The organism is Miltoncostaea oceani (assembly GCF_018141545.1).
Lineage (GTDB): Bacteria > Actinomycetota > Thermoleophilia > Miltoncostaeales > Miltoncostaeaceae > Miltoncostaea > Miltoncostaea oceani.
In genome coordinates, this window is the sequence record NZ_CP064356.1 from 2,648,761 (window position 1) to 2,662,500 (window position 13,740).

Consider the following 13,740-nt stretch of genomic DNA (forward strand, 5'->3'; position numbering starts at 1 on the left):
GGCGCCCCCGGCTAGAGTGGGTGCGTGACCGACGACGCGCGCGACCTCGGGCTCTTCCCCCTCGACCTGGTGCTGCTGCCGGGGGAGAAGGTCCCGCTGCACCTGTTCGAGCCGCGGTACCGGCAGCTCTACGCCGACTGCGTGCTCGAGGAGCAGCCGTTCGTGGTGGTCCGGGCGGGGGCGACGGGGACGGCCGACATCGGCTGCACCGCGCGCTTCGAGACCCTGGTGCGCCGCTTCGAGGACGGGCGCATCCACGTGATCGTGCAGGGCATCGCACCGGTCCGGCTGGTCGAGGAGACCGAGGGCCGCCTCTACTTCTCCGCGCTCGTGGAGCCCCTGGCGGACACGCCGGGCGACGTGCCGGCCGAGCTGCGCGCGGGCGTCCTGCGCCGGTACCGCGAGCTGGCGGGCCTCGGCGAGGGCGTGGAGCCGGAGGCCCCGGAGGGCACACCGCTGTCGTACGCGATCGCCGCGAGCCTGGACCTGGCGGCGGACCCCAAGCAGCAGCTCCTGGAGAGCCGCGACGAGGCGCACCGCCTGGCGCTGCTGAGCGAGCTGCTCGACGACGTCGGCCGCGAGGTCGGCCACGCCCGCATGGCCGCGGAGCGGGCGAGCACCAACGGGAAGGTCTCCACGCCGTGAGCGCCCCGGCCGCCGCGCGGCCGGTGGCCGCCGAGGGCTACGCCCGCATCCGCGCGGGCGCCCCGGTCGCGGTGCGCGGCACGGCCGCGTTGATCTGGGTGGAGGGGCCGGACGCCGCGGGCTTCCTGCAGGGCCTCGTCAGCAACGACGTCGCGGCCCTCGCGCCGGGTGGCGCGTGCGCGGCGCTCTTCCTCGACGCCAAGGGCCACGTGCAGGTCGAGATGCGCGTCCACCGCGACGCCGGCGACGCCTTCACGATCGTCGTGCCGGGCGACCGGGCGGACGTCCTGATGGGCCTCCTCGAGCGGTACCACTTCTCCGAGGACCTGGAGCTGCTGGGGCCCGAGCCGGTCGAGATCGTGACGCTGGCGGGCGGGGCCCGCACCCCGGGGGCCCTCACGGTGCCGGGGCCGCTGCCCGGGACGGTTGACGTGGTCGCCGACGACCCCGTCGCGGCGATCGCGGCCGCCGGCGCCGAGGAGGTGACCGCGGACGCCCTCGAGCTCGCCCGCGTCGCCGCGGGCGTCCCGAGGGTCGGGGTGGACACCGGCGAGACGACGCTCGTGCAGGAGGCGGCCCTGGAGGGCGCCGCCGTCTCCTTCGACAAGGGCTGCTACCTGGGGCAGGAGACGGTCGCCCGCCTCCAGTTCCGCGGCAGGGCGAACCGGCGGCTGCGGGGCCTGGCCCTGGAGGGCGCCCCGCCGGAGCCGGGCGCGCTCGTCACGCACGACGGACGCGAGGTCGGCCGCCTGACCAGCGTCGCCGTCACACCGGACCTCGGTCCGATCGGTCTGGCCATCGTCCGCCGCGAGGTCGAGGAGGGTGCGGTCGTGAACGTCGGCGACGCCTCCGCGCGGGTGGTGGCGCTCCCCTTCCCGCCGCGGTGAGCACCGAGGGATCGCCGAACGCGCTCGGCGACCTGCTGGGGCCGGTGGGCGCCGCCGCGCTCGGGGAGGCGACGCGCGCCCTCGCCCGGACCACGGACGCCGGCTCGGCCGCCCTGCGGGTGGCGGGGTGGACCGCCGCCGACTGGGCGTTCCGGTTCGAACTCCCCGGAGTCGGCCACCACATCGTCGTGCACGTGCCGCACGACGGCGGGACCGTGACGGTCCGCGAGGCCGGGCCGGGCCCCGATCCCCTCGCCCCCGGGGACATGCGCCGCCCCTGAACCGTCCCTGAACCGTCGCCGGGGTTTGCCGTCCGGCGCCGGTGGCACTATACGAACATGCGTTCGACCACCTCATCCCAGGGGCAGTTGATCCTCTTCCCGGGGGCGCCCACCCCGGCCACGCCGACCGCCCGGCCGCGTCGCGCGGGCCCCGCGGAGCGCAAGGCCGCCCAGCTCGACCGCATGGCCGCCGAGGCCGAGCGGGAGGTCTCGGAGGCCTGGCGCGCCGGCGACATGCCCGGCGCCCGCGCCGCCCATGACCGCGCCCGTGGCGCGCGCCGGGCGGCCCAGCTGCTGCGGGCGGGGCCCGCCGGGGTGGCCGAGGTCATCGGCGGCCACCACGAGGCGGCGTGAACCGCTAGGCGAAGAGGATCTCGTCCCCCGCCTCGCCCGCCTCGAGGCGGGGCAGGATCTTCGCGTACGCCAGCTCGTGCAGCACGGGGAGGAGGTTCTCGATCGGCCCCTCCAGCGCGCTGGCGTCCTTGAACTGGACGGATACCCGGCCGACGAAGCAGGTCTTGATACCCAGTTCGGCGCCGGTGTCGTCGAGCACCCGCACCTGGAACCCCCAGAGCATGCTCGGCCCGTCGGTCAGCGAGGTGCGGATCCCCTGCGGATCGAGGACGTAGGGCCTACCCTCAACCTCGACTCGACGCTGAGTCATATGGCGAACACCTCTCCGGATCGGGTCACGGCGGCCGCGGCGCCGCCGCGGCGCGGGTCGCCCGCGCCCTCCAGGCCGGCCGTCCCGCGCGCCACGACGCTCACCCCGCCGAAGAACAGGTTCATCTCGCCCCACCGCCGCAGGTCGTGCCCGTCGGCGTGGAGCGCGGCGACGGCCGCGTCGGGCACGCCGCCCTCCACGTCCACGCCGTCGCCCTCGGGGTGCACCCGGGGACGGCGGACGGCGTCGGACGAGGTCATGCGGCCATCCACGATACCGACCAGCGTCTGCAGGATGGCGGAGCGCAGCCGGTTCGAGCCGGCGGAGCCGAGCGCCAGCACCGGCTCCCCGCCGCGCAGCAGCAGGCCCGGCGCCATCATCGACGTCATCCGCGTCCCCGGCGCGATGCGACCGAACCCGCCGGGGTTGAGGTCCTCCTCCCCCAGCATGTTGTTCAGCAGGACCCCGGCGCCGGGGATCATCACCCCCGAGCCGGACCCGTTGCTGCTCGACAGGCTCGCCATCCCGCCGTCGGCGTCGATGGCGCTGACGCTGGTCGTGGACCCCGCGGGCGCGCGGCTCTCCCCTCCCCCGCCGTCCCGCCCCGGCATGCGCGCCCACAGGCGCTCCATGCAGTCCTCCTCGTGCAGGTCGCCGGGGAAGGCGTCGTCGCGGAGGGCGTTCGCGCGCAGCCCCGCCCGCACGACCGCCCGGTAGTGGGCGACGTCGTCGCCGGCGGGCGCCGTCTCCTCCATCGCCCGCAGCGCGGCGGCGATCAGGGCGCCGCCCGAGGAGGGCGGCGGGTTCGTCAGCAGCGTCGTGTCGCGGTAGTCGATGCGCAGCGGCTCCCGCTCGATCACCCGGTACCGACGGAGGTCGTCGGCGGTGACGAGGCCGCCGGCGCGCTCCATGTGCGCGACGAGCGCCGCCGCGAGCGGGCCGTCGCGCATCGTCGCCGGCCCCGCCTCGCCGAGGTGCCGGAGGGTCTCCGCGAGCTGCGGGAAGCGGACCCGCTCCCCCGCGCCCAGCAGGCGGCCGCCCGGGGCGTAGACCGCGGCGCACTCGGGGTCCGCGGTCAGCATGTCCCCCAGGATCACGTGGAGGTAGGCGGTCTCGCGCGTGAGGGTGACGCCCTCGCGCGCAAGGTCCACCGCCGGGGCCACGATGTCCGCGAGCGCGAGGCGGCCGAGGCGACGGACCGCCTCGCCGAGGCCGGCGACCATCCCGGGGACGGCGACCGACGCGGGCCCGATGTGGAACACCTGGTCGGCGCCGCCGAACGGCACCGTGAACGAGTCGAGGTCGGTCGGGTCGAGCCGTCGCCCCCGCGGGCCGAGGCCCGGGACCGCCACGAAGAAGTCGAGCATCGTGGTGGCGCCGTCGGGGGCGCGGGCCAGCAGGAAGCCGCCGGCCCCGGGCCCCGTCAGGGGGCTCTCGGCGACGGCCGCCGCGAGGGCGGCGGCGCAGACGGCGTCGACGGCCCCCCCGCCGCGGGCGAGCACGAGCGCCCCGGCGCGCGCGCTCAGCGGGTGGCCGGCGGCGACCACCCCGACGGGTGCGTCACCGCGGGAGGTCGTTACGCCGCGTCCTCCGGGTCCCGGGCGCGGGCGATCTCGTCGCGGCTCATGGTGCGCGTCGCGTCGGGGTCGGGCGCCGCCTCGGACGGGATGTCCTCGAGGTCGAACACGCGGGGCTCGCCGGCCGGCTCGGCCGGGGGCGCGGTGCGGCGGGCCGCCGGGTACGGCAGCTCGACGCGCCGCGGGGCGCGGACGAGCGACGGCCCGGGGACGCGCTCGGACCGTGGGGCCGCGGCGGGGGCGGGCGGGGGCTCCGGCTCGTAGGCCGGGCCGGCGCGGACGCCGCTGAAGTTCGCCGCCACGACGGTGACCCACACCTGGCCCGCGAGGTCGGGGTCGATGGTGGCGCCGAAGATGATGTTCGCGTCGGGGTCGGCGGCGTCGGCGACGACCCGGGCGGCCTCGCTCACCTCGACGAGGGAGAGGTCGGGGCCACCGGTCACGCCGAGCAGGATGCCCTTGGCGCCGTCGATCGGCGTCTCCAGCAGCGGCGACGCGATCGCCGCGAGGGCGGCGTCGGCGGCGCGGTTGCCGCCCCCGGCGTAGCCGATGCCGAGGAGGGCGGTGCCGGCGTCCTTGATGATCGTGCGGACGTCGGCGAAGTCGAGGTTGATCAGCCCCGGGAGGGTGATCATGTCGCAGATGCCCTGCACGCCCTGGCGCAGGAGGTCGTCGCAGACCTTGAACGCCTCGACCATGCTCGTGCCGCGCTCCAGCACGGCCATCAGGCGGTCGTTGGGGATGACGATGACGGTGTCCGCGGCGTCCTGGAGGCGGTCGAGGCCCTCGTCGGCGGTCCGGGTGCGGCGTGCGCCCTCGAACCCGAACGGGCGTGTGACGACGGCGACGGTGAGGGCGCCCATCTCGCGGGCGATCTTCGCGACGAACGGCGCCCCGCCGGTGCCGGTGCCGCCACCCTCGCCGGCGGCGATGAACACGAGGTCGCTGCCGCGCAGCGCGCGGCGGACGTGGTCCTCGCTCTCGCGCACGGCGGTCTCGCCGAGGTGCGGGTCGCCGCCGGTGCCGAGGCCGCGGGTGATCTCCATCCCGACGGGGATGCGGACGTCCGCCTCGCTCTCCTCGAGCGCCTGGCGGTCGGTGTTCACGGCGATGAACTCGACGCCGCGGAGGCCCGCCTCGATCATGCGGTTGATGGCGTTGCAGCCCGCGCCGCCGACGCCGACGACGCGGATCATCGCGACGTAGTTGGCGCCCTCGCCCGCGCGCCCGGGCTCGTCCTCGGGCTCGTAGCCGCGGCCGGGGGGCTCGGTGCCCGGTTCGGTGCTGCGGAAGAGCTCGGAGAGCGGGCCCTCCCTCATGCTCGGCCGTGAGCCGCGGGTGCTCATGCGGCGGCCACCCGAGACGCGCCCGGCAGCGCGACGCCGATGGGGCTGGCGGCGACCTCGCGGGCGAGCTGGCGGTACCAGCGGGCGGCCTGGCCCGACGGGTCGTACCGGATCACGCTCTTACCCTCGACGGGTGCCTCCGCGAAGCGGATCGTCTTCCCGATCCGGGTGCGGTACACCCGGTCGCCGAAGTTCTCCACGAGCATGTCCACCGCCTCGCGGCCGTGGATGGTGCGGCCGTCGTACATGGTGGGGAGGATACCCACGATGTCCACGTCGGGATTGAGGTTCTCCCGCACCTGGGTGAGCGTGGTCCGCAGCTGGGCGAGCCCGCGGAGCGAGAGGTACTCGCACTGGACCGGCACGATGACCCCGTCGGCGGCGACCATCGCGTTGATGGTGAGCATCCCGAGGGACGGGGGCGTGTCGAGCAGGATGTAGTCGTAGAGCTCGCTGACGGGGCGGAGCGCGCGCTCCAGGGCGCGCTCGCGGCCGATCATCTGGGCGAGGGCGATCTCGGCGCCCGCCAGCTCGATGCCCGCCGGCGCGACGTCGATCTCACGCGCGTGGACGATGTCCGCGACGGTCGCCTGGCCCGTGAGCACGTGGTACATCCCGACCTCGAGGCCCTCCACGTCGATCCCCTGGCTCATCGACAGGTTGCTCTGCGGGTCGAGGTCGACCGCGAGCACCCGGGCGCCCATGTCCTTCAGGGCGACGCCGAGGTTCAGCGTGGTGGTGGTCTTGGCGACGCCGCCCTTCTGGTTGGCGAGGGCGATGACGCGGGCGGATCGGGGCATCGTGCGCACCTTCGTGGCGGCGGTTGACCCCCGCTCGTTTCTACGGCCGCCGCGGTTCTCCTTGCGCGGGCCGCCGCGCGTCGCGCAGATCGGCGCCGTCGTGGGGGCCGCGGACGCCCTCCCGGCGACCGGCCGGCCCGCGTGGCGGGGCCGGCCGGCGCGTGCCGGTCAGTCGGGCGGCAGCTCCAGGCGGCGCTGGCCGGCCCAGGCGGCGGCCTGGGAGCGGCGCTGGAACCCGAGCTTTCGCAGGAGCTGGCTGACGTGGTTGCGGACCGTCTTCTCCGACAGGTGCAGCACCTCTCCGATCGCGCGGTTCGTGTACCCCTCGGCGATGAGGGCGAGCATTCGGCGCTCGCGGTCGGTGAGGCCCGCCAGCTCCGCCTCCGCCTGCTTGGCGGACAGCTCGCGGAACTGGTGGAGCAGCGCGCCCGCGGCGCGGGGGTCGAGGGTCGACTCGCCGGCGGCGGCCTCGCGGATCGCCTGGGTGAGCCGCTCCGCGTCGGCCTGCTTGAGCAGGTAGCCGCTCGCGCCCGCCATGACGGCGCCGACGATGGCCTCCTCGTCGGAGTAGGAGGTCAGCATCAGGACCCGGGCGTCGGGGTGGTCCGCCTTGATCTTGCGGCACGCCTCGACGCCGCTGCCGTCGGGCAGGCGGACGTCCATCAGCACGACGTCGGGATGGGTCTGCTCGTTGAGCTGGACGGCCTCGCTCGCCGTCTGCGCCTCCCCGACGACGCGGAAGCCCGCGGTGTGGGTCAGGAGCGTGCGCAACCCGATGCGGACGACGGTGTGGTCGTCCACGATCAGGACCCTGATGGGGTCGGCGGGAGCGGTCGTCATCGGTGGCTCACCTCGCGCTCGGGATCGGAGGGTATGGAGTCGTCCTCGGGGACGTCGCTGTCGAGCGGCACGGCGAGCGTGACGCGTGTGCCGCCGCCGGGCGCCTCCCGCACGTCGAGCCGGCCGCCGAGGCGGCGGGCGCGCTCGCGCATGTTGCGGAGGCCCTCGTGGCGACCGGTGTCGCCGCCCTCGGTGGGCGGACCGGGGCCGCAGCCGTCGTCGTCGACCATCAGGTCGAGCTCGTCCGGCGCGAACACCAGCGACACGCGCACGCGGCAGGCGCCGGCGTGGCGCGCCGTGTTCGACAGGGCCTCGCGGAGGATCTGGGAGAGGTGCTGCCCGGCCTCGGCGGGCATCGGCCCGGCGGCGGCGGCGCCCTCGACGGTGAACCGCACGTCGCGTCCCGTCTCGTCCGAGAACCGGCGCGCCAGGTCGCCGAGGCCGGCGGCGATGCCCTCGGGCGTCGCGGGCGGCTCGGCGAGGGCGCGGATGTAGTCGCGGATGCCGTCCGTCGCGGCGTTCAGGTCCGCGACGACCTCGCGGACCTCCGCCCGGACGGACGAGTCGTCGGTGCGGATCGCGATCGACTCGAGGTGCAGCCCCGCCGCGTAGATCGACTGGATCGTGCCGTCGTGGAGGTCGCGGCGGAACCGCGCGCGCTCCTCGGCGATGGCGCGGGCGCGGTCGAGCGCCTCGAGCTGCTGCTTCGCCTCGACGTCGAAGATCTCGAGGAGCTTCACCGCGAGGACGCACAGGACGAGGCCGGCGGTGCCGCTGACGACCTCGAGCGGCAGGCCCGTCAGGTCGAACCACCCCTCGGAGTCCCCGATCCCGCCCGGCGTGATCGGCCCGGCGGGCACGATCAGGCCCGCCACGGCGTACGCCCCGAGCACCGCGGCGGCGGCCGCGGCGTACGGCTTGATGACCGTCATGCCGGCGTCGGCGAGCTCGGCGCGCTGGCGCCACAACCCGATCGCCGACAGCACCGCGCCCGGCACGAGCAGCGTGTACCGCGAGAGGGCGACGACCGCGGACTCCCACTCCGCCGCGCCCCAGCCCGTCGACCCCGACGCCAGCGCGGTGCCGCCGAGGATCCCGAGGCCGACGAGCACCGACACGGCCGTGAGGCAGCGGCGCACGAGGGGCGTGAGGCCGATGAGCCGCAGGCCGAACTGCACGAGGAAGACGAACGCCGCGACCTGGATCATCGCCCGGAGCACCAGGAGGCCCTCGATGGCGCGGGGCCCGAGGTAGTCCTCCTGGATCGGCACGAACACGTGCCCCCACACCGCGAGCGCCTCGACGAACGCGAAGGCCGCGAGCCAGATCAGCGACGACGACAGGGTCAGGCGCGTCGCGCGTCGCCGCTGCAACCACACGGCGAAGCCGAGCGAGAAGAAGACGAGACCCTGGGCGAACAGGATGATCGTCTCGTTCTGAACGAAGAACTCGCGCACGCGGCGCACCCGCAGTCTGGGTCCGACACGCTCGCGGTGGACGCGGTGTTCCCGGTCCCCCGTCGGCGTCCGTCGGAACGGTCGTCCCTGGTCCCATCGAGTGTAGCGCCCCCTCCCGGGGGCGCCCTCTCAACCGCCCGGAGGCGTCACCCGGCCCGGCGCGTGGTACGCCGGGCCGGGGACGTCCCGGGTCGCGCCCCTAGAAGTTGTGGATCTGGAGGCTGCTCGCCCCGGCCATCCGGCGGAGCCGCGCGACGCGCTCCTCCATCGGGGGGTGGGTCGAGAAGAGCTTGCCGATGCCGCCGCCGCGACCGCCACGGGCGTTCGCCGCGAGCGGGTTGACGATGAACAGCGGGGCCGCCGACGGGTTGACCCGCATCGGGATCGCCGCGGCGCCACGGTGCAGCGTCTCGAGGGCGTCGGCGAGCGGGTTGGGGTCGCCGATCAGCTCGGCGCCGGTCGCGTCCGCGACGAACTCGCGCTGACGGGAGACCGCGAGCTGGATGATCACCGCGGCGATCGGCGCGAGGATGATCGTCGCGAGCGTGCCGATCAGGCCGAGCGGGTTGTCGTCATCGCCACCGAAGAACAGCGAGAACTGCAGGAAGTTCGCGATCGCGGAGATCGCGCCCGCCACCATCGCCGCGATGCTCGCGATGAGGATGTCCCGGTTCTTGATGTGGGCCATCTCGTGGGCGAGGACGCCCTCGAGCTCGCGCTGGCTCAGGGCCCGCTGGATGCCGGCCGTCACCGCGATCGACGCGTGCGACGGGTTGCGCCCGGTCGCGAACGCGTTGGGCTGCTCGGCGGGCGTCACGTAGACGCCGGGCTTCGGCACGCCGGCGCGCTCGGCGAGCTGGGCGATCATGCGGTGCAGCTCCGGCTCCTCGGCCTCGCTGACCTCGACGGCCCGGCTCATCTTCAGCGCCATCTTGCCGCTGAACCAGTACATGACGAAGTTGAAGACGATGGCGATGGCCGCGAAGACCACGATGCCGCCGGCGCCGCCGATGACGAACCCGATCGCCAGCAGCAGACCCGTCAGGGCCGCGACCAGCAGGAACGTCTTGAAGTTGTTGCCCGCCTTGTATGAGGCGAGGTTCATCGTCCCTCCTTGGGAATACCCGGCCGTGACCTCTCCGACAGTCGGCTCGGTGAGATCGAGTATAGGAGCGCCCGTCCGCCCGGCGCACGCCGCCCGATTGACGGTCGGTTAAGGTCGCTGTCAGGTCGCGGCGGCCCGCGGGGCGCCGGCGGCGCCCGCCGCGGGACCCGCGTGGTGGCGGCCGCGGGGCACGACCATGGGGGTGCCGCTGACCGGGTCCGGGACCACCTCGCACTCGAGGCCGTAGACCTCCCGGATGAGGGCGCGGCCCACGATCCGCCCCGGCGCGCCCTGCGCCACGATCCGGCCGTCGCGCATCGCGATCACGTGGTCGGCGTAGCGGCACGCGAGGTTCAGGTCGTGCATGACGACCACCACCGTCACGCCGCCGTCGCGGTTGAGGTCGGTGAGGAGGTCGAGCAGCTCCACCTGGTGGCTGACGTCGAGGAACGTCGTCGGCTCGTCGAGCAGCAGCAGGTCGGTGTCCTGGGCGAGGGCCATCGCCACCCACACGCGCTGGCGCTGACCGCCGGACAGCTCGCCCACCGGCCGGCCCACCAGGTCGGCGGTCCCGGTGGCCTCCAGCGCGCGGGCGACCGCCGCCTCGTCGTCCTCGCTCCAGCGGCGGAACCACCCCTGGTGGGGGTGGCGGCCACGGCCGACGAGGTCGCCGACGGTGATGCCGTCGGGCGCGACGGGGGTCTGCGGCAGCAGCCCGAGCACCCGTGCGACGTCGACCGTGCGCATGTCCGCCATCGCCGTCCCGTCGAGGACCACCTCGCCCCCCCGGGGCCGCAGCAGTCGCGCGAGGCCGCGCAGCAGCGTCGACTTGCCGCAGGCGTTGGCCCCCACGACCATCGTCACGCGGCCGTCGGGGACCACCACGTCGAGGCCGCGCACGACGTCGCGGTCGCCGTACCCGAGGGTCAGGTCGCGGGCCCGCAGCTCGTGCGGCGGCCGCGTGCTCACCCGCCCCTCCCCGCGCGGTTCGCCGTCGCCAGCAGCCAGACGAGGTAGGGCGCGCCGATCGCCCCCGTGACCACCCCCGTGGGGAGCATGAACGGGAAGGCGTGCAGGGCGACGATGTCGGCCGCGAGCACGATGGCCGCGCCGACGAGGGCGGACGCGGCGAGCAGCCCGGCGGCGGGGCCGAGGAGGCGCACGGCGATCGGGCCGGCCATGAGGGCGACGAACATGACCGGGCCGACGGCGGCGGTCGCCATCGCGATCAGGACGATCGAGACGGCGAGCAGGGCCAGGCGCGACCGCTCCACCGGCGCGCCGAGGGCGGCGGCCGCGTCGTCGCCGAGCTCCAGGGCGCGCATGCGTCGGCCCGCCAGCAGCGCCACCGGCAGCAGGACGGCGACCGTGACCCCGAGCGCGCGGATCTGCCCGTCGCCCGCCTGGCCCACGGATCCGACGAGCCACGTCATCGCGGCGCGGGCGTCGCTGAGGTCGGCCTTCACCACGAGGTAGCCGACGAGGGCGAGCATGAACTCGGAGATCCCGATGCCGATCAGGATGAAGCGGTACCCCGACACGCCGTCGCGCCAGGCGAGCACGTAGACGAGGGCGGCGCTCACCACGGCGCCGGCGAGCGCGGCGAGCGAGATGCCCGTCGTCCCGACGTCGAACAGGACGATCGCGGCGACCCCGAAGAGGTTCGCGCCGGCGGTGACGCCGACGAAGTCCGGTGACGCCAGCGGGTTCGCGAGCAGGCGCTGGAAGACGACTCCGGAGAGGCCGAGGGCGGCGCCCGCCAGGAGGCCGGTGAGCGCGGTCGGGAGGCGCAGGTCGCGCACGATGAAGTCCGCCGCCGGGTCGTCGCCCAGGTGGAGGAGGGACAGGACGACCTGCCCGGCGGAGAGCCCCGACGACCCGACCGTCATCGTCACCACCAGCAGCGCGGCGACGACGGCGGCGAGTGCGCCGGTCACGAGCAGCCCGCGCCGGCGGCGGGCGGCGCGGTGCCGGCGAAGGCCGGCGCGCGCGGGCGGCGCGGCGGGACCGGCGAGGACGCCGCCGCTCACAGCTCGGAGATGCTGCGGTAGCGGACGAGGAACACGAAGAACGGGGCGCCGAGCACCCCCAGCACGACGCCGACCTGCAGCTCGCCGGGCGCCGTCGCGACGCGGGCGACGATGTCGGCGAGCAGCAGCACGATCGGGGTCAGCACCGCCACGTACGGGAGGATCCAGCGGTGGTCGGGGCCGGTGATCATGCGGGCGACGTGCGGCATCACGAGCCCGATGAACACGACGGGGCCGCAGGCCGCGGTGGCCGCGCCGCAGAGCAGGGCGACCGTCGCGAACGCGATCACCCGGGTGCGGCGGACGCGCTGGCCGAGGGCGACGGCCATCTCGTCGCCGAGGGCGAGGCCGTTCAGGACGCGCCCCATCCCGAGCGCCACGACCAGCCCCACGAGGATGAACGGCGTCGTCTGCCAGGCGACCGGCGCGTACCGCCCGGCGAGCGTGCCGACCTGCCAGAAGCGCAGCTCGTTGAGGGCCTCGAGGTTCGTCATGACGACGGCGGTGGTGACGGAGGTGAGCCCGGCCGTGACCGCCGCGCCCGCGAGGGCGAGCTTCACCGGGGTCGCGCCCTCCCGGCCGATGGAGGCGACTCCGTGGACGACGACGATCGCGACGGCCGCGCCGAGGAACGCGAACCAGATGTACGACGTCAGCGAGCCGACGCCCAGGACGAGGATCGCGAGGACCATGAACGAGGCGGCGCCGGCGTTGACGCCCATGATCCCCGGGTCCGCGAGCGGGTTGCGGGTCACCCCCTGCAGGATCGCGCCGCCCAGGCCGAGGGCCGCCCCGACCGTCACGCCGAGGATCGTGCGGGGCACCCGCATCTCCCGGACCACGGTCTGGGACGCCGACGACGGGTCGACGTCCGTGAGCGCGTCCCAGATGACGGGGAGCGTGATGGCCCGGGAGCCCATCGTGATGCTGAAGAAGCACACGACCAGCAGCAGGCCGACGAGCGCGACGAGGCCGAGGGCGAGCCGCCCATGGCGCGCGCGGGGGGCGGCGGCCGCCGGGCGGCGCGCCGGGGGTGCGGCGGTGGTCATCGCCGGTGCGGTGCGGGCGGCCGGCCGGTCAGCTCCCGATGGTCGGGTCGGTCGACGTGATCGCCTCGGTGAGGTCCTCGAGCTGCTCGGCGTAGTGGCCGTAGGTGTGGAGCCAGTACGCGGGCCACGTGGTGTACGAGCCGGCGGCGAAGGCGCGGATGCTCCGCGCGATCGGCTGCTTCTCGAGGACCTCGCGGTTGGCGGGGTAGTTGCGGTCGTCGAAGAGCAGCAGGTCGGGCTGGTGGGTGTCGGCGTTCTCGAACGAGAAGGTCTGCCAGTAGGGGAACTCGGGGTCGGGCGCCGACGGGACGATCACGTCGAGCCCCCACCGGCGCAGGTCGAGGAGCTCGGGCGCGTGCTCCGGCACCGCGACGGCGTAGGAGTCGCCGTAGGGGCTGATCGCGAGGGCCGTGAGGCCCGGCTTCGCCTCGGCCGCCGCCCTGAATGCGTCGCGGGCCTCCTCGAAGGCGGCGCGCGCCTCGGCGGCGGGACCCGATCCGACGTCCGCGCCGAGGGATTCCGCCAGGTCCTCGTACCCCTCGATGAGCGTCACGATCGACCCGCCCTGCGCGGGACCGACGACCGGCGCCAGCTCGGCGAGCTTCCTGCTCTTCGCCTCGACGCCGTCCTCCATGCCGCTGTAGCCCTCCTCGACGGGCCAGTAGTCGCCGACGATGAGGTCCGGGTCGAGGGTCGCGGCCTTCTCGACGTCGATCCTCCCCCACTCCTGGCCGAGGACCTCGATGCCGGAGAAGTCGACGCCGCGCAGGCCGACGTCCTCGTCGAGCGGGGCGTCCGCGTAGATCGCGATCGGCCGGATCCCGAACTCCATCAGCGCGGCCGCCGAGTAGGCGTGGGCGATGATGCGGGTGGGGCGCGTCTCGAGCTCGACGGTCTTCCCGGAGCCGTCCGTCCAGCTCCAGCCGGCGGCCGGCGCGGTGGCCCCGGCCCCGTCCCCGTCGTCCCCGCCGCAACCGGAGGCGAGGGCGATCGCGACGAGGGCGGCGGCGATCACGCCGAGCGGACGGGGTGTGCGCATGGTTCGGGTCTCCCGGTCGT

The 13,740-nt window shown here is 75.1% G+C and carries 15 protein-coding genes; 4 read left to right on the plus strand and 11 right to left on the minus strand.

Annotated elements, in window-relative coordinates; translation table 11 throughout:
- Positions 1-24 precede the first annotated feature (24 nt).
- Genes IU369_RS13535 through IU369_RS13550 form a run of 4 tightly spaced genes read left to right on the plus strand, consistent with a single transcriptional unit; the run spans position 25 to position 2,167 of the window.
- Positions 25-645: an LON peptidase substrate-binding domain-containing protein gene (locus IU369_RS13535; RefSeq protein ID WP_217921510.1), complete on the plus strand. Its 621-nt coding sequence runs from the start codon at positions 25-27 to the stop codon at positions 643-645.
- Positions 642-1,532 (plus strand): CAF17-like 4Fe-4S cluster assembly/insertion protein YgfZ, encoded by an 891-nt coding sequence (gene ygfZ, locus IU369_RS13540; protein WP_217921511.1) that lies wholly within the window; start codon positions 642-644, stop codon positions 1,530-1,532. The genes IU369_RS13535 and ygfZ overlap by 4 nt, the downstream gene beginning before the upstream one ends.
- On the plus strand, positions 1,529-1,813 hold the full coding sequence (locus IU369_RS13545; protein ID WP_217921512.1) for a hypothetical protein: 285 nt from the start codon (positions 1,529-1,531) through the stop codon (positions 1,811-1,813). The genes ygfZ and IU369_RS13545 overlap by 4 nt, the downstream gene beginning before the upstream one ends.
- Before the next feature lie 57 nt (positions 1,814-1,870).
- A complete protein-coding gene (locus tag IU369_RS13550; protein ID WP_217921513.1) occupies positions 1,871-2,167 on the plus strand; it encodes a hypothetical protein in 297 nt (98 codons plus the stop codon).
- Between the two features lie 4 nt (positions 2,168-2,171).
- Here the strand turns inward: IU369_RS13550 and IU369_RS13555 are convergent, their stop codons facing one another.
- The 11 genes from IU369_RS13555 to IU369_RS13605 form a co-directional block, all read right to left on the minus strand.
- Entirely contained in the window at positions 2,172-2,477 is a 306-nt protein-coding gene (locus IU369_RS13555) for a hypothetical protein (protein ID WP_217921514.1), read from the minus strand.
- Positions 2,474-4,024 (minus strand): gamma-glutamyltransferase, encoded by a 1,551-nt coding sequence (locus tag IU369_RS13560; protein ID WP_217921515.1) that lies wholly within the window; start codon positions 4,022-4,024, stop codon positions 2,474-2,476. The genes IU369_RS13555 and IU369_RS13560 overlap by 4 nt, the downstream gene beginning before the upstream one ends.
- 29 nt (positions 4,025-4,053) lie before the next feature.
- Entirely contained in the window at positions 4,054-5,250 is a 1,197-nt protein-coding gene (ftsZ, locus tag IU369_RS13565; RefSeq protein ID WP_217924374.1) for a cell division protein FtsZ, read from the minus strand.
- 146 nt (positions 5,251-5,396) lie between these two features.
- On the minus strand, positions 5,397-6,200 hold the full coding sequence (locus IU369_RS13570; protein WP_217921516.1) for a ParA family protein: 804 nt from the start codon (positions 6,198-6,200) through the stop codon (positions 5,397-5,399).
- Positions 6,201-6,368: 168 nt separating this feature from the next.
- Complete coding sequence (locus IU369_RS13575) at positions 6,369-7,040, minus strand: response regulator (protein ID WP_217921517.1); 672 nt, start codon at positions 7,038-7,040, stop codon at positions 6,369-6,371.
- Positions 7,037-8,497 (minus strand): sensor histidine kinase, encoded by a 1,461-nt coding sequence (locus tag IU369_RS13580; protein WP_217921518.1) that lies wholly within the window; start codon positions 8,495-8,497, stop codon positions 7,037-7,039. Before IU369_RS13580 ends, IU369_RS13575 begins: the two co-directional genes overlap by 4 nt.
- A gap of 199 nt (positions 8,498-8,696) precedes the next feature.
- Entirely contained in the window at positions 8,697-9,602 is a 906-nt protein-coding gene (locus IU369_RS13585; RefSeq protein ID WP_217921519.1) for a zinc metalloprotease HtpX, read from the minus strand.
- Positions 9,603-9,722: 120 nt separating this feature from the next.
- Complete coding sequence (locus tag IU369_RS13590; protein ID WP_217921520.1) at positions 9,723-10,571, minus strand: ABC transporter ATP-binding protein; 849 nt, start codon at positions 10,569-10,571, stop codon at positions 9,723-9,725.
- Entirely contained in the window at positions 10,568-11,632 is a 1,065-nt protein-coding gene (locus IU369_RS13595) for a FecCD family ABC transporter permease (RefSeq protein WP_217921521.1), read from the minus strand. Before IU369_RS13595 ends, IU369_RS13590 begins: the two co-directional genes overlap by 4 nt.
- The gene (locus IU369_RS13600; protein ID WP_217921522.1) at positions 11,629-12,681 is read right to left on the minus strand and encodes a FecCD family ABC transporter permease; all 1,053 of its coding nucleotides are present in this window, start codon (positions 12,679-12,681) and stop codon (positions 11,629-11,631) included. The genes IU369_RS13595 and IU369_RS13600 overlap by 4 nt, the downstream gene beginning before the upstream one ends.
- 28 nt (positions 12,682-12,709) lie before the next feature.
- On the minus strand, positions 12,710-13,720 hold the full coding sequence (locus IU369_RS13605) for an ABC transporter substrate-binding protein (RefSeq protein WP_217921523.1): 1,011 nt from the start codon (positions 13,718-13,720) through the stop codon (positions 12,710-12,712).
- Positions 13,721-13,740 lie beyond the last annotated feature (20 nt).